Source organism: Rhizobium sp. BK098 (genome assembly GCF_014193155.1).
In the GTDB taxonomy this organism is placed as follows: Bacteria; Pseudomonadota; Alphaproteobacteria; order Rhizobiales; family Rhizobiaceae; genus Rhizobium.
Genome location: NZ_JACHYY010000010.1, coordinates 151,440 through 174,030, shown reverse-complemented (window position 1 = coordinate 174,030; position 22,591 = coordinate 151,440). Strand labels below are relative to the sequence as shown.

Annotated in this window: 18 protein-coding genes; 11 read left to right on the top strand and 7 right to left on the bottom strand. The window is 59.5% G+C overall.

What is annotated here, in order from left to right; translation table 11 throughout:
* Position 1 precedes the first annotated feature (1 nt).
* Both uvrA and FHT73_RS23750 read left to right on the top strand, forming a co-directional pair.
* On the top strand, positions 2-2,923 hold the full coding sequence (gene uvrA, locus FHT73_RS23755) for an excinuclease ABC subunit UvrA (protein WP_112610291.1): 2,922 nt from the start codon (positions 2-4) through the stop codon (positions 2,921-2,923).
* Between the two features lie 33 nt (positions 2,924-2,956).
* A complete protein-coding gene (locus FHT73_RS23750; RefSeq protein WP_183715228.1) occupies positions 2,957-3,763 on the top strand; it encodes a DUF72 domain-containing protein in 807 nt (268 codons plus the stop codon).
* Between the two features lie 2 nt (positions 3,764-3,765).
* On the opposite strand, the gene FHT73_RS23745 is transcribed toward FHT73_RS23750, so the two are convergent.
* Positions 3,766-5,241, bottom strand: coding sequence for an NAD(P)H-hydrate dehydratase (locus FHT73_RS23745; RefSeq protein WP_183715226.1), 1,476 nt, complete (start codon positions 5,239-5,241; stop codon positions 3,766-3,768).
* On the opposite strand from FHT73_RS23745, the gene FHT73_RS29750 reads away from it, so the two are divergent.
* The 4 genes from FHT73_RS29750 (at position 5,240) to hspQ (ending at position 7,938) form a co-directional block, all read left to right on the top strand.
* Positions 5,240-5,371 (top strand): hypothetical protein, encoded by a 132-nt coding sequence (locus FHT73_RS29750; RefSeq protein WP_281409876.1) that lies wholly within the window; start codon positions 5,240-5,242, stop codon positions 5,369-5,371. The two genes, FHT73_RS23745 and FHT73_RS29750, sit on opposite strands and share 2 nt — an antisense overlap.
* 218 nt (positions 5,372-5,589) lie before the next feature.
* Entirely contained in the window at positions 5,590-5,928 is a 339-nt protein-coding gene (locus FHT73_RS23740; protein WP_015339877.1) for a P-II family nitrogen regulator, read from the top strand.
* Positions 5,929-5,990: 62 nt separating this feature from the next.
* Positions 5,991-7,400: a type I glutamate--ammonia ligase gene (gene glnA, locus FHT73_RS23735; protein ID WP_112400637.1), complete on the top strand. Its 1,410-nt coding sequence runs from the start codon at positions 5,991-5,993 to the stop codon at positions 7,398-7,400.
* A 208-nt stretch (positions 7,401-7,608) separates the two neighbouring features.
* Complete coding sequence (gene hspQ / locus FHT73_RS23730; protein WP_015339875.1) at positions 7,609-7,938, top strand: heat shock protein HspQ; 330 nt, start codon at positions 7,609-7,611, stop codon at positions 7,936-7,938.
* A gap of 152 nt (positions 7,939-8,090) precedes the next feature.
* Here the strand turns inward: hspQ and FHT73_RS23725 are convergent, their stop codons facing one another.
* Positions 8,091-8,750, bottom strand: a complete 660-nt coding sequence (locus tag FHT73_RS23725; RefSeq protein WP_015339874.1) for an invasion associated locus B family protein — start codon at positions 8,748-8,750, stop codon at positions 8,091-8,093.
* Positions 8,751-9,014: 264 nt separating this feature from the next.
* Here FHT73_RS23725 and FHT73_RS23720 point away from each other — a divergent pair, with 264 nt between their 5' ends.
* Both FHT73_RS23720 and FHT73_RS23715 read left to right on the top strand, forming a co-directional pair.
* Positions 9,015-10,826 carry an extracellular solute-binding protein gene (locus tag FHT73_RS23720; protein ID WP_183715224.1) on the top strand — a complete coding sequence of 604 codons (1,812 nt, stop codon included), beginning with the start codon at positions 9,015-9,017 and terminating at the stop codon, positions 10,824-10,826.
* A 93-nt stretch (positions 10,827-10,919) separates the two neighbouring features.
* A complete protein-coding gene (locus FHT73_RS23715; RefSeq protein ID WP_112610283.1) occupies positions 10,920-11,591 on the top strand; it encodes a DsbA family oxidoreductase in 672 nt (223 codons plus the stop codon).
* 80 nt (positions 11,592-11,671) lie between these two features.
* Here the strand turns inward: FHT73_RS23715 and FHT73_RS23710 are convergent, their stop codons facing one another.
* Positions 11,672-12,259 carry a TetR/AcrR family transcriptional regulator gene (locus tag FHT73_RS23710; RefSeq protein ID WP_183715222.1) on the bottom strand — a complete coding sequence of 196 codons (588 nt, stop codon included), beginning with the start codon at positions 12,257-12,259 and terminating at the stop codon, positions 11,672-11,674.
* 163 nt (positions 12,260-12,422) lie between these two features.
* Here FHT73_RS23710 and FHT73_RS23705 point away from each other — a divergent pair, with 163 nt between their 5' ends.
* The gene (locus tag FHT73_RS23705) at positions 12,423-12,845 is read left to right on the top strand and encodes a RidA family protein (protein ID WP_112610281.1); all 423 of its coding nucleotides are present in this window, start codon (positions 12,423-12,425) and stop codon (positions 12,843-12,845) included.
* A 152-nt stretch (positions 12,846-12,997) separates the two neighbouring features.
* Positions 12,998-13,912 carry a 4-hydroxybenzoate octaprenyltransferase gene (ubiA, locus tag FHT73_RS23700; protein ID WP_183715221.1) on the top strand — a complete coding sequence of 305 codons (915 nt, stop codon included), beginning with the start codon at positions 12,998-13,000 and terminating at the stop codon, positions 13,910-13,912.
* A 48-nt stretch (positions 13,913-13,960) separates the two neighbouring features.
* Here ubiA and mfd read toward each other — a convergent pair whose 3' ends face one another.
* Both mfd and FHT73_RS23690 read right to left on the bottom strand, forming a co-directional pair.
* A complete protein-coding gene (mfd, locus tag FHT73_RS23695; protein WP_183715219.1) occupies positions 13,961-17,461 on the bottom strand; it encodes a transcription-repair coupling factor in 3,501 nt (1,166 codons plus the stop codon).
* Positions 17,458-17,772, bottom strand: coding sequence for a succinate dehydrogenase assembly factor 2 (locus FHT73_RS23690; RefSeq protein ID WP_183715217.1), 315 nt, complete (start codon positions 17,770-17,772; stop codon positions 17,458-17,460). The genes mfd and FHT73_RS23690 overlap by 4 nt, the downstream gene beginning before the upstream one ends.
* Before the next feature lie 173 nt (positions 17,773-17,945).
* Between FHT73_RS23690 and recG the strand changes: the two genes are divergently transcribed.
* Positions 17,946-20,051: an ATP-dependent DNA helicase RecG gene (recG, locus tag FHT73_RS23685; protein WP_183715214.1), complete on the top strand. Its 2,106-nt coding sequence runs from the start codon at positions 17,946-17,948 to the stop codon at positions 20,049-20,051.
* 42 nt (positions 20,052-20,093) lie between these two features.
* Here the strand turns inward: recG and FHT73_RS23680 are convergent, their stop codons facing one another.
* Together FHT73_RS23680 and FHT73_RS23675 are read right to left on the bottom strand one after the other, a co-directional pair.
* Positions 20,094-21,581, bottom strand: a complete 1,488-nt coding sequence (locus FHT73_RS23680) for an esterase-like activity of phytase family protein (RefSeq protein ID WP_246712205.1) — start codon at positions 21,579-21,581, stop codon at positions 20,094-20,096.
* A 240-nt stretch (positions 21,582-21,821) separates the two neighbouring features.
* Positions 21,822-22,514, bottom strand: coding sequence for a DUF502 domain-containing protein (locus FHT73_RS23675; RefSeq protein WP_112610275.1), 693 nt, complete (start codon positions 22,512-22,514; stop codon positions 21,822-21,824).
* Positions 22,515-22,591: the final 77 nt, after the last annotated feature.

The following is a 22,591-nucleotide window of genomic DNA, read 5'->3' as shown; positions in this document are numbered from 1 at the left end:
GATGAGCGAACTGAAGACTATTTCGATACGTGGTGCGCGCGAGCACAATCTCAAGGGCATCGATCTTGATCTGCCACGCAACAAGCTGATCGTCATGACCGGCCTTTCCGGCTCCGGCAAGTCGTCGCTCGCCTTCGACACCATCTATGCCGAGGGCCAGCGCCGCTATGTCGAAAGCCTTTCAGCCTATGCGCGGCAGTTCCTCGAAATGATGCAGAAGCCTGATGTCGACCAGATCGACGGCCTCTCGCCAGCGATTTCGATCGAGCAGAAGACGACCTCGCGCAATCCGCGCTCGACGGTCGGCACGGTTACGGAAATCTACGACTATATGCGTCTGCTGTTTGCCCGCGTCGGCGTTCCCTATTCGCCAGTCACGGGCCTGCCGATCGAGAGCCAGACCGTCAGCCAGATGGTCGACCGCGTGCTCGCCTATGAGGAAGGCACGCGGCTTTATATTCTCGCGCCGCTCGTGCGCGGGCGTAAGGGCGAATACAAGAAGGAACTGGCAGAGCTCATGAAAAAGGGCTTCCAGCGCGTCAAGGTCGATGGCCAGTTCTACGAGATCGCCGATGTGCCGGCGCTCGACAAGAAATACAAGCACGACATTGACGTGGTCGTCGACCGTATCGTCGTGCGTCCAGACATGGCGGCGCGCCTTGCCGACAGCTTCGAGACATCACTGCGTCTTGCCGATGGGCTTGCGGTCGCGGAATTCGCAGACAAGCCGTTGCCGCCTGAAGAAACCGCTGCCGGCGGTTCCGCCAACAAGTCGCTGAACGAGACACATGAGCGTGTGCTCTTCTCGGAGAAGTTCGCTTGTCCGGTTTCCGGCTTCACCATTCCGGAAATCGAGCCGCGCCTGTTCTCCTTCAACAATCCCTTCGGCGCCTGCCCGTCCTGCGACGGCCTGGGCTCGCAGCAGAAGATCGATCCGGAACTGATCGTGCCGGAGCCGGAACGTACGTTGCGCGATGGCGCGATCGCTCCCTGGGCCAAGTCGACCTCGCCTTATTACAACCAGACGCTGGAAGCGCTCGGCAAGCACTATGGCTTCAAGCTCGGCAATCGCTGGAACGAGCTGTCCGACAAGGCCAAGGATGTGATCCTGAACGGCACGGAAGACAAGATCGAATTCCACTATGCCGATGGGGCGCGTTCCTACACCACGCATAAGAATTTCGAAGGCATCGTGCCGAACCTCGAGCGCCGGTGGAAGGAAACGGATTCCGCCTGGGCACGCGAGGAGATCGAACGCTTTATGTCGGCCGCCCCCTGCCCGGCCTGCAACGGCTATCGCCTGAAACCGGAGGCTCTGGCGGTCAAGATCGACAAGCTGCACATCAGCCAGGTGGCGGAGATGTCCATTCGCGTTGCTCGCGACTGGTTCGATGCGCTGCCGGGCACGTTCACCGACAAGCAGAACGAAATCGCGGTGCGCATTCTCAAGGAAATCCGCGATCGCCTCCGCTTCCTCAACGATGTCGGCCTCGAATATCTGAGCCTGTCGCGTAACTCCGGCACGCTGTCCGGCGGCGAAAGCCAGCGCATCCGGCTCGCGTCGCAGATCGGGTCGGGCCTGACCGGCGTTCTCTATGTCCTCGATGAGCCGTCGATCGGCCTGCATCAGCGCGACAATGCACGCCTTCTGGAGACACTGAAGCATCTGCGGGATATCGGCAATACCGTCATCGTCGTCGAGCATGACGAGGACGCCATCCTCACAGCCGACGATGTCGTCGATATCGGCCCCGCGGCCGGCGTGCATGGCGGGCAGGTGGTGGCGCATGGCACGCCGCAGGAGATCATGGCGAACCCCAAGTCACTGACCGGTAAATATCTTTCCGGCGAGCTCGGCGTGCCGGTTCCAGACGAGCGACGCAAGCCCAAGAAGGGTAAGGAGATCAAGGTCGTCGGCGCAAGGGGCAACAATCTCAAGAATGTCACGGCGTCTATCCCGCTCGGTGTCTTCACTGCAGTGACTGGCGTGTCCGGCGGCGGCAAGTCTACTTTCCTGATCGAGACGCTTTACAAGTCGGCGGCGCGGCGTGTCATGGGCGCTCGTGAAATCCCCGCCGATCATGACCGCATCGACGGTTTCGAGCATATCGACAAGGTGATCGACATCGACCAGTCACCGATCGGCCGCACGCCGCGCTCGAACCCAGCGACCTATACCGGCGCCTTCACGCCGATCCGCGACTGGTTTGCCGGACTGCCGGAAGCCAAGGCGCGCGGCTATCAGCCGGGCCGCTTCTCCTTCAACGTCAAGGGCGGCCGCTGCGAGGCGTGCCAGGGCGACGGCGTCATCAAGATCGAGATGCACTTCCTGCCCGACGTCTACGTCACCTGCGACGTCTGCCACGGCAAGCGCTACAACCGCGAAACCCTCGACGTCACCTTCAAGACCAAGTCGATCGCCGACGTGCTCGACATGACGGTCGAGGAAGGCGTCGATTTCTTTGCGGCCGTCCCAGCCGTGCGCGACAAGCTGCAGAGCCTGAAGGATGTCGGTCTCGGCTATATCAAGGTGGGACAGCAGGCCAATACGCTTTCGGGTGGCGAGGCGCAGCGCGTCAAGCTAGCCAAGGAATTGTCGAAGCGATCGACGGGCCGCACGCTCTACATTCTCGACGAACCCACAACTGGATTACACTTCCACGATGTCGCCAAGCTTCTGGAAATGCTGCACGAACTGGTCAATCAGGGCAATTCCGTCGTGGTCATCGAGCACAATCTCGAAGTCATCAAGACCGCCGACTGGATCCTCGATTTCGGTCCTGAAGGGGGTGATGGCGGCGGCGAGATCGTGGCTGTCGGCACGCCGGAGGCGATCGTGAAGGAGAAGCGCTCCTATACGGGGCAATTCCTGAAAGAACTGCTGGAGCGGCGGCCGGTGAAGAAGGTTGCCGCGGCGGAGTAAGGTTCACCCGGACTGACGTCCAAGGAGGAGAGAATGACCAAAGCGGGCGAAATCCGCACAGGTATCGGCGGATGGACCTTCGAGCCCTGGCGCGGGACCTTCTATCCCGACACGCTGAAGCAGAAGGACGAGCTGAATTATGCCAGCCGCCAGCTGAAAGTGATCGAGGTCAACGGCACCTATTACAGCACGCAGAAGCCTGAAGTGTTTGCCAAATGGGCCGCCGATGTCCCCGACGGCTTTATTTTCTCCCTGAAGGCGACGCGTTTCGTCACCAACCGCCGCGTCCTTGCCGAGGCGGGCGAGTCAATGCAGAAGTTTCTGGAATCCGGCATCAGCGAGCTCGGCGATCACCTCGGCCCGCTGCTGTGGCAGTTCGCGCCGACGAAGAAATTCGATCCGGATGATTTCGAGGCTTTCCTGAAGCTGCTGCCGGCCAAGCAGGATGGTCTTGCGCTGAGACACGTCGTCGAAGTCCGACACGATTCCTTCAAGGTGCCGGAGTTCGTCGCGCTGCTCGAAAAATATAATGTCGCGCCCGTTTGCGCCGAGCATTTCGAGTATCCGATGATTGCGGATGTCACGGCCGACTTCGTCTATGCCCGCCTGCAGAAGGGATCGGATGATATCAAGACCTGCTATCCGCCGAAGGATCTGAAAGCCTGGGCGGACCGCTTGAAAACCTGGGCCGCCGGCAAGGTACCGGACGATCTGCCGCTGATCGATGCAAAGCGTAAGGTCAAGGCGGAACCGCGCGATGTCTTCGCCTTCATGATCCATGAGGGCAAGGTAAATGCGCCGCCCGGTGCGATCGCCTTGCAGCAGGAAGTGGCGAAATAGCGCTATAGCGGTTTAACGGCTGCGACCAGGTCTTCGGCAGTGAGCCCGTTGCCGGCACGTTGACCGGCAAGACCATGCAGCCAGACGCCGGCGGCCGCCGCCTCGAAGGCCGGCGCCCCCTGCGCCATCAGGCCGCCGACAATGCCGGCAAGCACATCGCCCGAACCGGCGGTCGCCAGCCAGGGTGGCGCGTTGGCATTGATCAGTACCCTGCCGTCCGGAGCGGCGATCACGCTATCGGCACCCTTGTAGATGATCGCGGCATGGGCTCTGGTAGCCGCCGCTCTCGTCTTGTCGATCTTGCTCAAGCTTTCATCCGCAGCGATATCCGGAAAAAGTCTCGCGAATTCCCCCTCATGCGGCGTCAGCACCAAGCGTGTCGGTCCTTCGGCAAAGGCATCGAACAGCCTTTGCGGCTCGTCGCGAAATGAGGTGATGCCGTCCGCATCCAGCACCAGATGGCGATCCGCGAGCGCGAGGCAGAATTGCCGCGCCTTCTCACCGGCGCCGAAGCCCGGCCCCAGAATGAAGGTCGAAAGACGCTGATCTGTAAGCCATTTCCGTAAAGCGGCTTCGTCGTCGACTGCATGCAGCATGATTGAGGTCAACAAACTGGCGTTAACCCCCAGAGCCTCCGAGGGCGATGCAATAGTGACGAGCCCTGCCCCAGCCCTCAGGCCCCCCATTGCCGACATGCGCGCGGCACCTGTCGCGTTCGGCCCGCCCGAGAAGACGACGAGATGACCTCGCTTGTATTTGTGCGTCTCGACGCCTGCCGAAGGTATGGCCGCCTGCCACTGTGCCGGCTTGTTTTCGGCGAGCAAGCGATCGGCATTGGTGCGGACGATACGGTCGGGAATGCCGATGTCGAAAACCTCAAGCTCGCCGCAAAGGTCACGACCGGGAAGGAGAAGATGTCCCGGCTTGCGCGTCATGAAGGTCACTGTTCGCACAGCGCGAAAGGCAGCGCCGAGAATGTGGCCGCTGCGGCCATCGAGGCCCGAGGGCAGGTCAACGGCAATCACCGGAATGCCAGCCTCATTGACACGCCCAATAATGGCCACCACATCATCCGGCACGGGACGGGAGAGTCCTGCGCCAAAGATAGCATCGATCACCACATCTCCGGTCATCGGGGCATAACCACTGAACGCAGCGCCATCGATTGGACACTCGGCGAAAGCGCGGGCGGCGTCCCCCTTGAGCCGCTGTGGATCGCCCAGATGAAAGAGCTGCACGTCGGCTCCGGCCTGTCGCAGCGCCCGCGCCGCCACATAGCCGTCCCCGCCATTATTGCCAGGCCCGCAAAGGACGACATAACGCAGCGCTTCGGGAAAGTGCCGAAGTGCAGCGGCAGCAACCGCCTGCCCTGCCTTCTCCATAAGGCCATAGGAGCCGATGCCGGATGCGGCCGCAGCGCGGTCGACGCGAGACATGGCGTCAGGGGTGAGAAGCAGATCGGCGAGCGGGAACATCATGGCGGATATTATAGATGCGAAATCTGCCTCAAAAACAACCGCTATTGCGGCGGCCATTTTGGTTTATAAATATGCATTTGCACAACAATTAACCGATAACATTCAAGACCTTGCTGGAGCACAAACATGACGCGCACAGCACTTTTTTGCGAAATTTTGCTTATCCAACGCATTTCGACGCGAAATCGCTTCCATTTTCCCGAAAAATCCTCATCAATTCATCGTCTCGGTGCGAAATCGCCGGGAATTTTTACGGCAGCTTGTTTTCAATTGGCATGATACGTGCATTACGTTGGCCGAGCGGGAAATAGGCCTGCTGTAACAGGAGAAGCGGAGAGACATTTTCTCATGAAAAAGATCGAAGCGATCATTAAGCCCTTTAAGCTCGACGAAGTGAAGGAAGCCCTTCAGGAAGTCGGCCTGCAGGGCATCACCGTCACGGAAGCGAAGGGCTTCGGTCGTCAGAAGGGCCACACGGAGCTTTACCGTGGCGCCGAATACGTCGTCGACTTCCTGCCGAAGGTGAAGGTCGAAGTTGTGTTGGCGGACGAAAATGCGGAGGCGGTGATCGAGGCCATCCGCAAGGCCGCACAAACAGGGCGTATCGGCGACGGAAAGATTTTCGTTTCCAACGTGGAAGAAGTCATCCGAATTCGTACCGGCGAAACGGGCATCGACGCCATCTAATCCGCCCGGCCCTTCGGGCCGCGGCTCGTTCAATCGTCATCTATGTCAAGGGAAGTAATTTCATGACGACTGCAAGCGAAATTTTGAAGCAAATCAAGGACAACGACGTCAAGTTCGTCGACCTGCGCTTCACCGATCCGAAGGGCAAGCTGCAGCATCTCACCATGGATGTGGTCTGTGTCGACGAAGATATGTTCGCCGATGGCGTCATGTTCGACGGCTCCTCGATTGCGGGCTGGAAGGCCATCAACGAATCCGACATGGTGCTGATGCCGGATCCGGATACGGTCCACATGGATCCATTCTTCGCGCAGTCGACGATGGTCATTCTCTGCGACATCCTAGACCCGATCTCCGGCGAATCCTATAACCGCGATCCGCGCGGCACTGCCAAGAAAGCCGAAGCCTATCTCAAGGCTTCGGGTATCGGCGACACCGCCTACTTCGGCCCGGAAGCCGAGTTCTTCGTCTTCGATGACGTCAAGTACAAGGCTGATCCCTACAATACCGGTTTCAAGCTCGATTCCAGCGAACTGCCGTCCAACGACGACACCGACTATGAAACCGGCAACCTCGGCCACCGTCCGCGCGTCAAGGGCGGTTACTTCCCGGTTCCGCCGATCGACAGCTGCCAGGACATGCGTTCGGAGATGCTGACGGTTCTGACCGAAATGGGCGTTACCGTCGAAAAGCACCACCATGAAGTCGCAGCCGCCCAGCACGAACTCGGCATCAAGTTCGATACGCTGGTACGCAGCGCCGACGGTATGCAGATTTACAAGTATGTCGTCCACCAGGTCGCCAATGCTTATGGTAAGACGGCAACCTTCATGCCGAAGCCGATCTTCGGAGACAACGGCTCGGGCATGCACGTTCACCAGTCGGTCTGGAAGGGTGGCAAGCCGACGTTCGCAGGCGACGAATACGCAGGTCTTTCCGAGACATGCCTCTATTACATCGGCGGCATCATCAAGCATGCCAAGGCGATAAACGCCTTCACCAACCCGTCGACGAACTCCTACAAGCGCCTCGTTCCGGGTTACGAAGCTCCGGTTCTGCTCGCCTATTCGGCTCGCAACCGTTCGGCTTCCTGCCGTATCCCGTTCGGCTCAAACCCGAAGGCAAAGCGCGTCGAAGTCCGCTTCCCTGACCCGACGGCCAACCCCTATCTCGGTTTCGCCGCCATGCTGATGGCCGGCCTCGACGGCATCAAGAACAAGATCCATCCCGGCAAGGCCATGGACAAGGATCTCTACGACCTGCCGCCGAAGGAACTGAAGAAGATCCCGACGGTCTGCGGCTCGCTGCGCGAAGCTCTGGAAAGCCTGGACAAGGACCGCAAGTTCCTGACCGCCGGTGGCGTTTTCGACGATGATCAGATTGATGCCTTCATCGAACTGAAGATGCAGGAAGTCATGCGCTTCGAAATGACCCCGCATCCGGTCGAATACGACATGTACTATTCGGTCTGATATAAGTTGTGAAAGCCCCGGCCTTGCCGGGGCTTTCTTCATTATGAGGAAGCCGGTGGCAGGCGTCCCTCCAAATATCGTCTTCACATTGAGCTGCTGCTCGGAGCAGAACCGAGCCGAGTGTGACAGTTCAATGAAGGAATGGGGGCAAAATCCTTGATATCAGTGGTGAAAGTCACCACATGATTGCTTGAAAGGAAGTCGTGCCATGAAACAACGAAACGCAAAATTCAATATTGGCGACGTGGTTCGACACCGGATGTTCCCCTTCCGCGGTGTCATCTTCGATGTCGATCCGGAATTCGCAAATACAGAGGAATGGTGGAATTCCATTCCCGCGGAAGTGCGTCCCGATAAGGACCAGCCCTTCTACCACCTTCTCGCCGAAAACGACGAGACGGAATATGTCGCATATGTATCGGAGCAGAACCTCATCAACGATGAGAGCGGGCTTCCCTTGCGCAATCCGCAAGTCGCTCAGATCTTCGACCAGGCCCCGACCGGGCAGCTCAAGCCCAAGATGAGCTTCGCCCATTAAGCGTGGGTAAAACCTATCCTATTCCAAAGGGAAGGCGCTCCCAACGCCTTCCCTTTTTATTTGGCTTCCGAGCATCGCTTGCCCTCCCCAGCGCAAAGAAAAAGCCCGGATCGCTCCGGGCTTTTTTTATAGGATAATGAAATTCCGCAAGCTTACTGCGCTTTGGCAGCCTTCTGGGCGTCTTCCAGCTTCTTGCGTGCTTCCTCAGCCTTCTTCTGCATGCTGTCCTGCAGGCTCTTCTGGCTTTCGGCGAGCTTGCTGTCGGAGATAGCCGGGCCATCAAAAGCGGCGCCGAAGCCGGTCAGCGAGATCTTGATCGGGTTCGGAGCGCGACGGAAGTTCACAGACGTGAAGGTGACGTCGGTGCCCTTCTTCAGCGAAGCAATCATCGCGTCCGTCACGGGGACTTCCGCGGTGCACTTGTCTGGAAGGCAGACGGCGTAATCGAGCTTCTGACCCTTGCCGCCATCGACCTGCATGGTGATGCCCGGCGGAATGAGGCGGGCCGTCGGAACGGAGATCTGCAGGATCTTGCGGTTTACCTTGCCGTCGACGGAGATGAGGCCAACAGCCGTAACGAGCTGGCCGTTGTTTGCCATGATCAGGTTCTGCACGATGCAGATGTCGGCATCGTCCTGTTTGGTGCAGGTCTTGTACCAGCCCAGACGCGGCTGGTTGGGATCACCACCGCCATCGGCCGGAGCTGCGTTGGACGCATCCTGCGCGAAAGCGGCAGCCGGCATGGCCGCGCCAATCATGAGAGCCAGAGCAGAAAGACCTGCCCGCATTTTGTTGTCAGTCTTGAACATCATAGCGAAACCGCCTCCTGAAATCCGCTGCGGGACGACAGCGCGCCGTCCCATGCAATTCGGGTCAAACCGTCGTCCACCTGTCGAATGAATAAGGCAAATACATGACCCGAGAAACCCGGCACCCCTGTTACATCGCACTGGCACGGATATCCAGCTTTTCTTTGGCCTTTTCTGCCAAGTCCTAAGATTTCCGCAGTCGCGTGTTGAATTCGGCACGCTCATGATAATGTTCGGCCGAATCATACCCTTCCCGGAAAGGATGCCATGCAAGCGCTCCGGATCGCTGCCTTCCTGTTCTTAGCAACCTTGTGCAATGCCGCGGCAGCTCAGCCGCTTTACGGCATCGCCATGCATGGAGATCCGGCGCTGCCGGCGGACTTCAAGCATTTCCCCTATGTCAATCCGGATGTCAAAAAGGGCGGCCGCGTCAGCTATGGCGTCGTCGGCACTTTCGACAATCTCAACCCCTTCATTCTGAAGAGCATGCGCACGACGGCGCGGGGCATGTGGGACCCGGAATATGGTAATCTCGTTTATGAACCGCTGATGGTGCGCTCGCGCGACGAGCCTTTTACGCTGTATGGGCTGCTGGCGCAGACGGTCGAATGGGACGACAGCCGAAGCTATATTCAATTCAACCTCAATCCCGATGCCAAATGGTCGGACGGGCAGCCGGTGACGCCGGAAGATGTGATCTTCACGTTCCAGCTTCTTCGCGACAAAGGCCGCGTCCCGTTTTCATCGTGGCTTGAGACCATTGCCAGCATGGAGAAGGTTGGTGAGCACAGCGTGATGATCCGCTTCAACGATAAAGCCAATCGCGAAACGCCGCTCATCATCGCCTCGTCGCTGCCGATTCTGCCGAAGCATGCGATCGACACGGATAGTTTCGATCAGACCTCCCTGCGCATTCCGATCGGCTCCGCCCCCTATAGGATTAAGAGCATCGATCCCGGCCAGCGCATCGTCTTCGAGCGCCGTTCTGACTACTGGGGCAAGAACCTCCCGTCGAAGGTCGGCATCGACAATTATGATGAAATCACCGTCAATTACTTCCTGCAGGACACGACGCTGTTCGAAGCTTTCAAGAAAGGCGATGTCGATATTTATCCCGACGGCAGCCCGGGCCATTGGCAGCAGGCTTACAATTTTCCTGCGGTAACGTCCGGCGCCATCATCAAGGAGACCTTTAGGCCAAAAACGCCGAGCGGCATGTTGGGTTTCGTCTTCAATACGCGGCGGCCGATGTTTGCCGACAAGAATGTGCGCAAGGGGCTGACCCTCGCCTTCGACTTCGAATGGCTGAACCGAAATCTCTATTCAGGCGCCTATAAGCGCACGGAGAGCTATTGGCAAAATTCCGATCTTTCGTCGTTCGGCATTCCCGCGGATCCGCACGAGCTCGCCATGCTGGGACCGATCAAGGATCGCATCGATCCGGACGTGCTCGATGGCACCTACAAGCTGCCCGTCAGCGACGGTTCCGGGCGTGACCGCAAGATCCTGCGCGAGGCGGTAGCCCTGCTCAAGCAGGGTGGCTATACAATCCGCGGTGAGAAGATGGTCGATAAAAACGGCCGCCAGCTCAGCTTCGAAATATTGACCCAAAATGCAGATCAGGAGCGCATGGCGATCCCCTATCGCCGATCTCTGGAATTGCTCGGTATTGCAGTAACGATTCGCACGGTCGATGATTCGCAATATCAGCTCCGGACGATCAACTACGACTACGACATGATCATCAAGTCCTACCCTTCGTCGCTATCGCCGGGCATCGAGCAAGTGGGGCGCTGGAGCTCCGCTGCCGCCAAGACCGAAGGCAGCCTTAACTTCGTCGGCGTCGCAGACCCCGATGTCGATACGCTGATATCGCATTTTCTGATGGCGCGTTCGGCCGAGGATTTCCGCGACGCCGTGCGTTCTTTCGATCGGATGCTGATTTCCGGATATTATCTAGTGCCGCTCTACCATATCGACCAGCAATGGGCAGCGCGGCGCAGCCGCATCAGTCATCCCGGTGTTCTGCCGCTTTACGGGTACTATCTGCCTGCGTGGTGGGATGCTTCCGCGCAATAATCTCGGCCGGTTCCCTTTCGGTAACCGGTTGAAGCCATCGGCACAAAGGCATAGATGGAGAAGAACAGCGCGAAAAACCGAAAGGATAAAACCATGGAACGCATCACGATCGACATCGTCTCGGATGTCGTCTGCCCATGGTGCTATCTCGGCAAGGCCCGCCTGGAGCTCGCCATTGCCGAGGTGCAGGACGAAGTAGGCGTCGACCTCAACTGGCGACCCTATCGGCTCAATCCCGACTATCCGCCCGAAGGCGTCGACCAGAAAAAGGCGCTGGAGCAAAAGCTTGGCGGCGCCGAGCGTGTCGCCGAGGGGCACAAGATGTTAACCGAGCTCGGCCGCGAAGTGGGAATCAAGTTCGATTTTGACGCCATCAAGATCGGCCCGAACACGCTCGATGCCCATCGCCTCATCCACTGGTCCGTCACCGAAAGCCGCGAAAAGCAGGACAAGGTGGTCGATGCGCTCTTCAAGGCCAATTTCGAAGAGGGCCTCAATGTCGGCGATCATGCCGTACTGCTCGATATTGCCGAAAAGGCCGGGCTCGACCGCTCGGTCATATCAACGCTGCTAGCCTCCGATGCGGACCGCGATCTCATCATCGGCGAGATCGACGCCGCCCAGAAGATCGGCGTCAACGGCGTTCCCTTCTTCATCTTCGACCAGCAATATGCCGTCAGCGGCGCGCAGACGCCGGATGTGCTCGCCGAGGCCTTGCGCGACATCGCCAAGATGAAAGCGGAAGCACGGGCGGGGATGAACTAAGCGGGATTCCGCTTTTTCGATCATAGCTGCAAGAGCTTCCGCGATCTGCGATTCGCGGAAGTAGCCGCGTCATACCGGCATCAGGTTTTTGCCAGTAATCCCGAAGCCATCGCCCGGAAGGCTTCTATCGCCTTGGGCAGCACTTCCGCCGGATTATCGCTGGCAGCAACCCAGAGGGCAGCATTCAGCGCCGCACCGGAAATGAGCCGGGCAGCCGCCTCGGGATCGACCGGCTTGACCATTTCTTGTTCCAGAAGTTTTGAGACCGTCTGCCGGGTGCCGGCGAGACAGCTGTTCTGGCTGGGCCATTTCGAGGGGTCGCCCAGAACGGCCGGACCGTCGAGCAAGACGATGCGCTGGACCTCCGGATCGAGAGCCATCTTGATGTAGGCTTCGCCTTCCGCAAGCAGACCTTGCCAGTCCCCATCCGCCTGCACGCCGATCTCCTTCGCCCGTAGCGCCAGTTCGTTGTCGATCTGATCGACGACGGCGGCGAGCAATCCGCGCTTGTCGCCGAAATTATGATAGAGGGCGCCTCTCGTCAGGCCGACGTCTGCCGTCAACTCATCCATTGAGGCCGCTGCAAATCCTTTCTCCGCGAAGGCTTTCCGCGCAGCGGCAATCAGCTTGCTCCGATTTTCTTCCATGGTTTCCAGGCGCTTTGCCATATCACTCTCAAATTTCACATACGTTTCGTATTTGAAATATTGACATACGTCGCGCATATGAATATTTCACATACATATCGTATATCAAACGAAGCGGCAGTTTGGAAGTCTCGCGCGAGCTTGCTTTCTTCCGATCTTTTCACATCAACGAAAGCCAAACATTATGACGACACGTAACGCAATCTTCCCGAAGAACAGGCATGCGCTTTATGAGGAGCACGGCTATTCCGCCGCAATCCGCTCCGGCGATCTGCTCTTCGTCTCCGGCCAGGTCGGCAGCCGCGCGGATGGAAGCCCAGAGCCGGATTTCGAAAAGCAGGTCCAGCTCGCCTTCGACAATCTGAGAGCAACTTTGGAAGCGGCAGGCTGCACCTTCGATGACATCATCGATGTCACGTCGTTCCACACAGACCCGGAGCGGCAGTTCGGTGCGATCATGACCGTCAAGAACCGGATATTCACCGAAAAACCCTACCCGAACTGGACGGCGATCGGCGTCAATTGGCTGGCGGGCTTCGATTTCGAAATCAAGGTCATCGCGCGCATTCCGGATGCCGCGGAGATGCGCGAGCCACAAGCGGCTTGAGGGTATGGTCAGATTTCAGCTCGCGGCGGAAAATGACCGTCGCGGGCTGGGCGTGGCCGTCAAAGCTAAATTTGTGCAGCCGCGCTTCCAGCCGTTGCGAGATGTGCGGAAGTCGCTACTTTTCTTCGTCGATGAAACTGCGGATTTCGATGATGAACGTTTCCACCCGCCCCGATCTGAGCGATATAACACTGGGAGACTGGGTGGATCGCCGTTTGCCTGCGGCGTTGAGACCGTACACGCGACTTGCGCGGCTGGACCGGCCGGTCGGCATTTGGCTCACGCTTTTTCCCTGCTGGGCAGCGCTCATTCAAGCCTCATATGGTTTTCCAGATATCAGACAGCTGGCCATCTTCTCGCTGGGCGCATTGCTGATGAGAAGCGCAGGCTCGACGGTCAACGACATCGCAGATCGGAAATTCGACGGCCATGTCGAGCGAACCCGCTTCCGCCCCTTGGCAAGCGGTCAAATCGGCGTGCGGCAGGCCGTGCTGTTTCTTGCGGCGGAACTGGCGCTGGCCGCCTCGCTTCTATTCCTTCTGACGCCCTTTACGCGCCTCGTCGCGATCAGTGTCCTGCCCCTCGTCTTTGTTTATCCGCTCTGCAAGCGTTTCACATACTGGCCCCAGTCCGTGCTTGGCGCAGCATTCAATTGGGGAATGCTGATGGCCTGGTCGGAAGTCACAGGCGCGATCCCCGTCGGTGCGGTTCTGATGTGGCTTGGAGCCATCGCCTGGCAGATCGGATACGATACCGTTTATGCCTATGTCGATGTTCGCGACGATACGCGGCTGGGCTTGAAGTCGACCGCCATCCTGTTCGGCGACCGCGGCAGGGCATGTATCGGCCTGTTCTATACCATTGCCATCGCGGCATGGTCCGCCGATGGATGGTTGACGGGCATGTCATTGCCTTATGCGACAGGAATGCTTGTCATCGCCGCCCATCTCGGCTGGCAGACTTGGCGCCTCGATCTTTCACGCCCAGAGATCAGCTACCGGCTGTTTCTAGCGAATATTCTAACGGGTATGTTGCTGGCCGCAGCGGCCTTTGCTGGAACTCTATAAGCCGCGCCCAAAGGAAGAGATGCGGATTTTCGGCTCAGAGCCCACCTCCTATTTCGCCAGCTCCGCCAGCTGCGTCATGACAACTGCCGCTCCCTGCAGCCGCTTTTCCGGCGTCGGCAGGTCGCGGGTCAGGAAGACGCTGTGGTCGGGGCGGATCTTGGCCATGGTGCCCTGCTTGGCGATGTAGCCGACGAGATTGGCGGGGTTCGGGAATTCCTTGTTGCGGAACTGGACGACGACACCCTTCGGGCCGGCATCCAGCTTCTCGACGTTGGCGATGCGGCACAGCGACTTGATGTAGACGACCTTGAGGAGGTGCTGCACCTCCATCGGCAAGGGACCGAAACGGTCGATCATCTCGGCGCCGAACCCGTCGATCTCCTTCAGCTCGGTGATCTCGCCGAGGCGGCGATAGAGCGCCATGCGCAGATGCAGATCGGGTACGTAGTCATCCGGGATCATGACAGACGTGCCGACGGAGATCTGCGGCGACCAGCCGGTATCCTGGATTTCGTCGACGCCCTTGACCTCGGCGACGGCCTCCTCGAGCATCTGCTGGTAGAGCTCGAAGCCAACTTCCTTGATATGGCCTGATTGTTCTTCGCCCAGCAGATTGCCGGCGCCGCGGATATCGAGATCGTGGCTCGCCAGCTGGAAGCCGGCGCCGAGCGTATCCAGCGACTGCAGCACCTTGAGCCGGCGCTCCGCCGTAGTGGTCAGAACCTTGTTGACCGGCAGGGTAAACAGCGCGAAGGCCCGAACCTTGGAACGGCCGACGCGGCCGCGGAGCTGATAGAGCTGGGCAAGGCCGAACATGTCGGCGCGGTGGACGATCAGCGTGTTGGCCGTCGGCACGTCGAGACCGGATTCGACGATGGTCGTCGATAGCAGCACGTCATAACGCCCCTCGTAGAAGGCATTCATGATGTCTTCCAGCTCACCGGCGGGCATCTGGCCATGGGCGACCGCCACCTTCAGCTCCGGCACATCCGATTGCAGGAAGGCATGGATATCGGCGAGATCGGCGAGGCGCGGACAGACATAGAAGCTCTGGCCGCCACGATAATGCTCACGCATCAGCGTTTCGCGGATGACCAGCGAATCGAAGGGCGAGATGAAGGTGCGCACCGCCATGCGGTCGACCGGCGGCGTGGTGATGAGCGACAGTTCACGTACACCGGTCATCGCGAGCTGCAAGGTGCGCGGGATCGGCGTCGCCGACAGCGTCAGCACATGCACGTCGCTCTTCAGCTCCTTCAGGCGCTCCTTGTGCTTGACGCCGAAGTGCTGTTCCTCGTCGATGATGAGCAGGCCGAGATTGGCGAACTGGATGCCGGCGCCGAGGAGCGCGTGGGTGCCGACAACGATATCGGTCTTGCCATCGGCCACTTCCTTCTTGGTGAGCGCCAGTTCCTTGGAACCGACCAGGCGAGATGCCTGCTGTATGCGGATCGGCAGCCCACGGAAGCGCTCGGAGAAGGTCTTGAAATGCTGGCGCGAAAGCAGCGTCGTCGGCACGACGACGGCGACCTGCGCGCCATTCATGGCAGCGACGAAGGCCGCGCGCAGCGCCACTTCCGTCTTGCCGAAACCGACGTCGCCGCAGACGAGACGGTCCATCGGTCGGCCGGCGCCGAGATCCTCACGTACAGCCTCGATGGCGTTCATCTGGTCGTCGGTCTCGTCATAGGGGAAGCGCGCGGCAAATTCGTCATACAGTCCGTCCGGCGTGCTGAGTACAGGCGCATGCCGCGTCAGGCGTTCGGCCGCGACGCGAATCAAGGCGCCGGCCATATCCAGCAGGCGTTTCTTGAGCTTGGCCTTGCGCATCTGCCAGGCGCCGCCGCCGAGCTTATCCAGCTGCGCCTCGGTGCCCTCGCCGCCATAGCGCGAGAGTAGATCGATGTTTTCGACCGGCAGAAACAGCTTGGCATCGTCGGCATATTGCAGCTCGAGGCAGGCGTGCGGTGCGCCGGCTGCCTCGATGGTCCTGAGGCCAACGAAACGGCCGATACCGTGCTCGGCATGAACGACGATCGAGCCTTCATCCAGGCCTGCTACTTCCGAGATGAAATCGGCGGCGCGCTTGCGCCTCTTGGAACGGCGCACCATGCGGTCGCCGAGAATATCCTGCTCGCCGATAACGATCAGATCGCCGGCTTCGAAACCGGCTTCGAGGCTGAGCACGGCCGCGGCCGCCTCACCCTTCGCCAGGCCGCCGAGGTCCTTGAAGGCCTCGATCGTCTTGACGCGCGCCAGCCCGTGTTCGGATAGCACCTGCAGGAGGCGATCGAGCGAGCCTTCGGTCCAAGCAGAAATAAGCACTTTGCCGCCCGCAGCCCGCTTGTCGGCGATATGTTTGACGACCGCATCGAAGACGTTGACGCGCTCGCTATCGGTTGTGTCGGTCGCTGACCGCGCCCAGCGCGGCCCTTGGCGGGCATCAAGCTCGATGACGCGACGCGCCTCGCCCTCATGCTCGTTGAAGGGCGAAATACGGATAGCGTCAAAGGCATCGAGCGCATTGCCGAAAGCCTTACCATCGAGATAGAGCTGGCCGGGCGTTACTGGCTTATAGGGCGTGCCCTGTGCCATCTGCCCCTTGGCCTGCTGGCCGGATTGAAGGCGGGCGTCGTAATAGTCGAAGACGAGCTTGGAGCGCTCCTCTGCCGCTTCGCGCACGGTGTGATCCGTGACCAAGCGAAAGCCTTTAAGGTAATCGAAGACCGTCTCGAGCTTCTCGTAGAACAGCGGCAGCCAATGTTCCATGCCGGCGTATCGCCGACCTTCGGACACGGCGAGATAGAGCGCGTCGTCGCGCGTGGCGGCACCGAAGGCGGAGAGATAGTTCTTGCGGAAGCGGCTGATCGTATCCGGCGTCAGCGTCACTTCGCTCATCGGATTGAGATCGAGCGAACGCACCTGCCCTGTCGTGCGCTGGCTGGCCGGATCGAAGCTGCGGATGCTCTCCAGCGTATCGCCGAAGAAGTCCAGGCGCACCGGCTCTTCCGTGCCTGGAACGAAGACGTCAAGAATGCCTCCGCGCACGGCATATTCGCCGACCTCACGCACGGTTGCCACGCGCTCGAAGCCGTTACGCTCGAGACGAGCCGCAATATCGTCCATCCGGACCTGGTTCCCCGGACGTGCCGAGAACGCCAGGCTTTCGATGATATCCTGCGGGGCGACCTTCTGCAGCATGGCGTTGACGGTCACCAGCACAACGGCTGCATGCGGCTTGTGATGATGCGCGATCAGGCCGGACAAAGCCGCCAAGCGCCGGGCCGAGGCGTCGGAGCTTGGGGAAACGCGGTCATAGGGAAGGCAATCCCAGGCCGGCAGGGTGAGTACCGGAATTTCAGGCGCGATGAAGCCGAGCATCTGCTCGACATCGGCCATGTGCTGGCCGTCGGACATGACATAGGCGACCGGCTGGCCGGCCTTTGCCATTTCGGCAATCAGGAACGGCTCAAGACCAGTCGGAACATGACCGATCGTTGTCGGCTCACTGGCGGCGAGCAACTTCTTCGCATCGAAACCGGGGATCATTTCGTTAATCCGAACCTTTCGGCGATCTCTTCGAAATCGGGCTTGTAGGATGCCAGGCGCTCAAAGAGCGGTGTGCGCAGATGCGGCGGCGTCGGCTGGCTACCGAGGATCCACTTCAGGAGATCGTTGTCCTCTTCGGCCATGATACCCTCAAGCTCATCGAGATCGGCTTCAGCGAGGCCCGGCAGTTCGTTGTCGGCAAATTGGCCGAAGACGAGATCCATCTCACGGATGCCGCGATGCCAGCAACGGAAAAGGATGCGCCGACGGCGAGGATCGAGATCGGCACTGCTGAGGGTCAGCCCAGTCATCAAAAACACCTTTATGTTGATGCGTCTCTATAAAACCAGCGCTCAAAGGTGGGAACCGGTTTTTCAGAAAAAAGCACCCGCGATGCAATTTTCCGGGGAGTGTTAGGCTCAACGGCGCCGAGTTTCCCGCTGCCCCTTGCCAAATGCGCCCTGCCCGTCGCATTTTGCCGGCCATGCGTCCCGCTATCCTCGACCCGCTATTTGCCTCCATTTCTTCGCTATCAGGCGTCGGGCCGAAGGTATCCGAGCTGCTGGTGAAGCTGCTCGATCGCGAGACGATCGACGATTGCCGCGTCATCGACCTTATTTTCCACGCGCCGCATTCGATCATCGACCGGCGCGAGCAGCCCGGCATCGCGAGAGCACCGCAGGGCGCCATTGTTACCATAACCGGTCGTGTTGACCGACATCAGCCGCCGCCCAACCCGCGCAGCAATGTGCCTTATCGTGTCTATCTGCACGATGAGACAGGCGAACTTGCGCTGGTCTTTTTTCGTGGCAAGGCACAGTGGCTCGAAAAGCAGCTGCCGATCGATGAAACCGTTACCGTCAGTGGCAAGGTCGACTGGTTCAACGGCCGCCCGTCCATGGTGCATCCGGATTATATCATGCGCGAGAGCGAGGCGGAAAACCTGCCGCTCGTCGAGCCGGTCTATCCGCTAACCGCCGGGCTTACGCCGAAGTTCCTGCGCAAGACGATGGAGGCAGCATTGCCGCGCATTCCGCAGCTGCCAGAGTGGGATGATATCGCCCTGACGCAGAAGCAGGGCTTTCCCTCGATCGCCGATGCCTTCCACATGCTGCATGCGCCCAGGGATGCGGCGGATATCGATCCGCAGGCACCGGCGCGGCGCCGGCTGGCCTATGACGAATTCCTGGCGGGGCAATTGTCACTTTCGCTGGTGCGCCAGAGGTTGCGCAAGGTTGCCGGTCAACCCGTGCATGCAACTGGAGAAATCAGCGGCAAGATCCTGGAATCGCTGCCCTTCTCGATGACGAACAGCCAGCGTGATGCGGTTGCCGATATTCTCAAGGATATGGCGGGCACCGAGCGCATGCTGCGACTGCTGCAAGGCGACGTCGGCGCGGGCAAGACGCTAGTGGCGCTGATGGCGATCGCCGCCGTGATCGAAAGCGGCGGCCAAGCCGTGCTGATGGCACCGACCGAAATTCTCGCCCGCCAGCATTACGCTACAATTTCAAAATTCGCAGCGAGTGCAAACTTTTCCGTCGAAGTTCTCACAGGCCGCACGAAGGGGCGCGAACGGGATGCGATCCTGGAGCGCATCGCCTCCGGCGAAGCGCAGATCGTCATCGGCACGCACGCTTTGTTTCAGGATAGTGTTGCCTATGCCAACCTCATGCTGGCTGTCGTCGACGAGCAGCATCGCTTCGGTGTCCATCAGCGCCTGCGGCTGACTGCGAAGGGCATTTCGCCCCACATGCTCGTTATGACCGCAACGCCGATACCGCGAACGCTGGTGCTGGCCGCATTCGGCGACATGGACGTTTCGAAGCTCACCGAGAAGCCCGCGGGCCGCAAGCCGATCCAGACGATCACCATTCCGAATGAACGAACCGGCGACATCGTCGCGCGCCTAAGGAGTGCGCTAGCGGAAGGTAAAAAAGCCTATTGGATATGCCCACTTGTGGAGGAATCCGAAGAATCCGATTTAATGTCGGTGGAGGAGCGGCATGAGACACTGACCAAGGCGCTCGGCCCAAGCATCGGTCTCATCCATGGCCGGATGAGCGGCCCGGAGAAAGACGCTGTGATGATGGCGTTCAAGAACGGCGAGATCCGCCTGCTGGTGGCCACGACGGTCGTCGAGGTGGGCGTCGACGTGCCGGACGCGACGATCATGGTCATCGAACATGCTGAACGTTTCGGCCTGGCACAGCTTCATCAGTTGCGCGGCCGCGTCGGACGTGGCGACGAGGCCTCGACCTGCATTCTGCTTTACAAAGGGCCGCTCGGCGAAACCGGGCATGCCCGGCTGTCGATCATGCGAGAGACCGAAGACGGCTTCCGCATTGCCGAGGAGGACTTGAAGCTGCGCGGCGAAGGTGAGCTTCTTGGGACACGCCAGTCCGGCACGCCAGGCTTCCGCATCGCCAGCCTCGAGGCTCATGCCGATCTCCTGGAAATCGCCCGCAAGGATGCCGCCTATCTGATCGAGCGCGATCCGGAACTGACCAGCGAGCGTGGCAGTGCGGTACGCACCCTGCTCTATCTCTTCCGCCGCGACGAGGCGATCCGCTTCCTGCGAGCGGGGTAGCCGGATGGACGCGTTAGCCGCGTCCATCCCCGTTTCATCAGATCACTTTGCGGCGAGACCGGGAATGGTGACCTGGAATACCTGGAACATGGTATCGACATCCGCGCCGCTATCATCCTTGTAGGCAGCACCGACCTGGAAACCATCCTGGGTGATGAAGTCGTTGTCATTGGCGACGAACAGGAAGTAGTCGTCAGGCAGCTTCGGATCCTGAACGCTGACAAGCGACATGGCTTCCCACTTTTCCGAGAGGTTGTTGCGGTCGTTCGGCGCGCCGTTGTGAAGGCCGAATCGGGCCAGATCGGCGCTGTCGTTGATGTCGATGAACTGACTGAGGACAGCCGGCTTGACGGAGGGATCAAGAACGCCCTTCGGCGCGACCGCCGTATCGGCATCGAACTTGCCGCCGGCCATGTCGGTGGCAGCGGACACGTCGACAGCAACGATGCCGCGATAGAGCGACTTATCGCCCTTCTGGCCGTAGCCATTGTTGCTATCGCGCGCCAGCATCAGGAAGCTTGTCGGTGAGAGCGCCACGATTTCGCTCTGGGCGGCAACGGCTGTCTTACCCTTCTCATTGGTGAACACCGGCAGAGGCACGACATATTCGTGCACCAGCTTCAGATTTGCAGAGTCGGCGGCATCATAGACAAGCGCGCGGGTATTCTGGCGCGTGGAGCTGGAATCGCCGCCATCCTGGCGAGTCGCGGACTGGAGCACGACGATCAGGAACTTACCGTCCGGGGTCAGGGACATGCCCTCGAAGCCTTGGTTGTTCTGGCGCCCGCTGGTCGGATCTTTCGGATCGGGAGCGGTTTCGCCCGGGCCGGGATTGTTCGAGGAAAAATTCACGGCGCCGTGGCGCATCGGCAGAAACGCGCCCGGTGGTGCCGTGGCCGAGATCATCAGCCCATCCGCCGAGAAGCGGTAGATATAGGGACCGTACTCATCACTGATGAACATCGAACCATCGGGCAGCCGGGCAATGGCTTCGTTATCGAGCGAAATCTTACCGTTTGGTGCCTGTGGCAAAAGCGGCAAGCCGCCTTCCGCCTGGCGAACGCCGTTGGCTGGGTCAAGACCGGTGGTTTCGTTGCCCTTATTATCCTTCAACAGCAGCGTATCCGCGAGCTTGGCTTCGACGCCCGCCTGTTCCTTACCGGCTGGAGGCTTTGCACCGGAGGCAACCGGCGTCAGTTTGATATCGATGGTGTTGAGACGCGCACGGTAATCGGTGGTGCCGGCGACATTGTAACCGCGGTCCGGCAGCAGCCACAGCGAGCCCTTGTAAGTGCCGTCGGCGTTGCGGGTCCAGCTCTTGGTGTCGATCGACATGCCTGAACCGGAGCCGAAAGTCTCACCGAACTTATCGCGCTGATTGGCCGGAATGCGGCCGATCGCGACGCGGCCTTTATTGACCAGCTTAACACCGTCAATCGTCACGGAATTATCCGCCAGCGCCAGCATTGGAGCCGTGAAAACAAATGTGGCAAACGCTGCCGACAGCAGCGGCAAGCTCTTCGAACGCATATATCTCAAAACCATATCCTCCTGATCAAAACTTTATGAAGGCAACGACATCCATCTCCGGCCATTTCGGACCGCGTTGGAGAACCGCAGCTCGGTGCCTGTGCCCCGAACATACGATGCTGAGATACGTGCGATTATCTGCCCCGACTGACGATCTAAGGCGTCAATATGATAGAGGCATGACAATTCGCGCAGAACGCGAAGGCATTGATCCAACTATTAGAAGATGAGCAATTGAGGTTAAGGAGCCACGGGAACCCGCTGCCGCAATTCCTTGGCTGCGACCAGCTTCTCGTATTCCGGCGCCACAAGGCCGCCCGAAATCAGCAGCTTGGCGCCATCTTCAGGGCTCATATCGAGCACCGTGATCTTTTCGCGCGGAACGAAAACCAGAAATCCGGCCGTCGGCACGGGCGTCGGTGGCAGGAACACCGCCACCATGTCCTGACCCATGGCATTGAATTTCGAAGCGATCTCGCCTTTGGCATCGGTCGATATGAAAACCATGGACCAGAGGCCGGGGCTCGGATACTCGATCAGCCCTACCTTCTTGAACGAACTGCCCTGCTCTTTGAGCACAGTCTCGAAGATCTGCTTGACGCTCTTATAGATGGTTCGCACCAGCGGCACGCGATTGACGATCGACTCGCCGAAGCGGACGATGCTCTGACCGATCAGGTTCTTGGCCAGAAAGCCGACGATCGTGATGAAGATCATCGCGATCACCAGGCCGGTACCGGGAACGGCGAAGTTCAGATAGCTTTCGGGATCGTAGCGCGCGGGAATATAGGGGCGAACCCAGCTATCGGCCCAATGGACGACGGACCAGGTCAGCCATAGGGTAATGGCGATCGGGGCACAGATAATCAGGCCGGCCAGGAAATTGTTTCTGATCCGCGTCGTCACGGACATTTTGATGAGTTTTTCAGTCATTCGCCGCTCGAAAACTCCGTCCCGTCGCTACCGCTTCCCGGCAAACCCTCCCCACCATCTCCGTGGGCGAATCGTGC

What these genes read in the sequence shown, in the direction of transcription:
- uvrA (WP_112610291.1), top strand. Translation starts at nt 2, where the DNA reads ATGAGCGAACTGAAGACTATTTCGATACGTGGTGCGCGCGAGCACAAT.
- FHT73_RS23750 (WP_183715228.1), top strand. Translation starts at nt 2,957, where the DNA reads ATGACCAAAGCGGGCGAAATCCGCACAGGTATCGGCGGATGGACCTTC.
- FHT73_RS29750 (WP_281409876.1), top strand. Translation starts at nt 5,240, where the DNA reads ATGGCGGATATTATAGATGCGAAATCTGCCTCAAAAACAACCGCTATT.
- FHT73_RS23745 (WP_183715226.1), bottom strand. Translation starts at nt 5,241, where the DNA reads ATGATGTTCCCGCTCGCCGATCTGCTTCTCACCCCTGACGCCATGTCT.
- FHT73_RS23740 (WP_015339877.1), top strand. Translation starts at nt 5,590, where the DNA reads ATGAAAAAGATCGAAGCGATCATTAAGCCCTTTAAGCTCGACGAAGTG.
- glnA (WP_112400637.1), top strand. Translation starts at nt 5,991, where the DNA reads ATGACGACTGCAAGCGAAATTTTGAAGCAAATCAAGGACAACGACGTC.
- hspQ (WP_015339875.1), top strand. Translation starts at nt 7,609, where the DNA reads ATGAAACAACGAAACGCAAAATTCAATATTGGCGACGTGGTTCGACAC.
- FHT73_RS23725 (WP_015339874.1), bottom strand. Translation starts at nt 8,750, where the DNA reads ATGATGTTCAAGACTGACAACAAAATGCGGGCAGGTCTTTCTGCTCTG.
- FHT73_RS23720 (WP_183715224.1), top strand. Translation starts at nt 9,015, where the DNA reads ATGCAAGCGCTCCGGATCGCTGCCTTCCTGTTCTTAGCAACCTTGTGC.
- FHT73_RS23715 (WP_112610283.1), top strand. Translation starts at nt 10,920, where the DNA reads ATGGAACGCATCACGATCGACATCGTCTCGGATGTCGTCTGCCCATGG.
- FHT73_RS23710 (WP_183715222.1), bottom strand. Translation starts at nt 12,259, where the DNA reads ATGGCAAAGCGCCTGGAAACCATGGAAGAAAATCGGAGCAAGCTGATT.
- FHT73_RS23705 (WP_112610281.1), top strand. Translation starts at nt 12,423, where the DNA reads ATGACGACACGTAACGCAATCTTCCCGAAGAACAGGCATGCGCTTTAT.
- ubiA (WP_183715221.1), top strand. Translation starts at nt 12,998, where the DNA reads ATGAACGTTTCCACCCGCCCCGATCTGAGCGATATAACACTGGGAGAC.
- mfd (WP_183715219.1), bottom strand. Translation starts at nt 17,461, where the DNA reads ATGATCCCCGGTTTCGATGCGAAGAAGTTGCTCGCCGCCAGTGAGCCG.
- FHT73_RS23690 (WP_183715217.1), bottom strand. Translation starts at nt 17,772, where the DNA reads ATGACTGGGCTGACCCTCAGCAGTGCCGATCTCGATCCTCGCCGTCGG.
- recG (WP_183715214.1), top strand. Translation starts at nt 17,946, where the DNA reads ATGCGTCCCGCTATCCTCGACCCGCTATTTGCCTCCATTTCTTCGCTA.
- FHT73_RS23680 (WP_246712205.1), bottom strand. Translation starts at nt 21,581, where the DNA reads ATGCGTTCGAAGAGCTTGCCGCTGCTGTCGGCAGCGTTTGCCACATTT.
- FHT73_RS23675 (WP_112610275.1), bottom strand. Translation starts at nt 22,514, where the DNA reads ATGACTGAAAAACTCATCAAAATGTCCGTGACGACGCGGATCAGAAAC.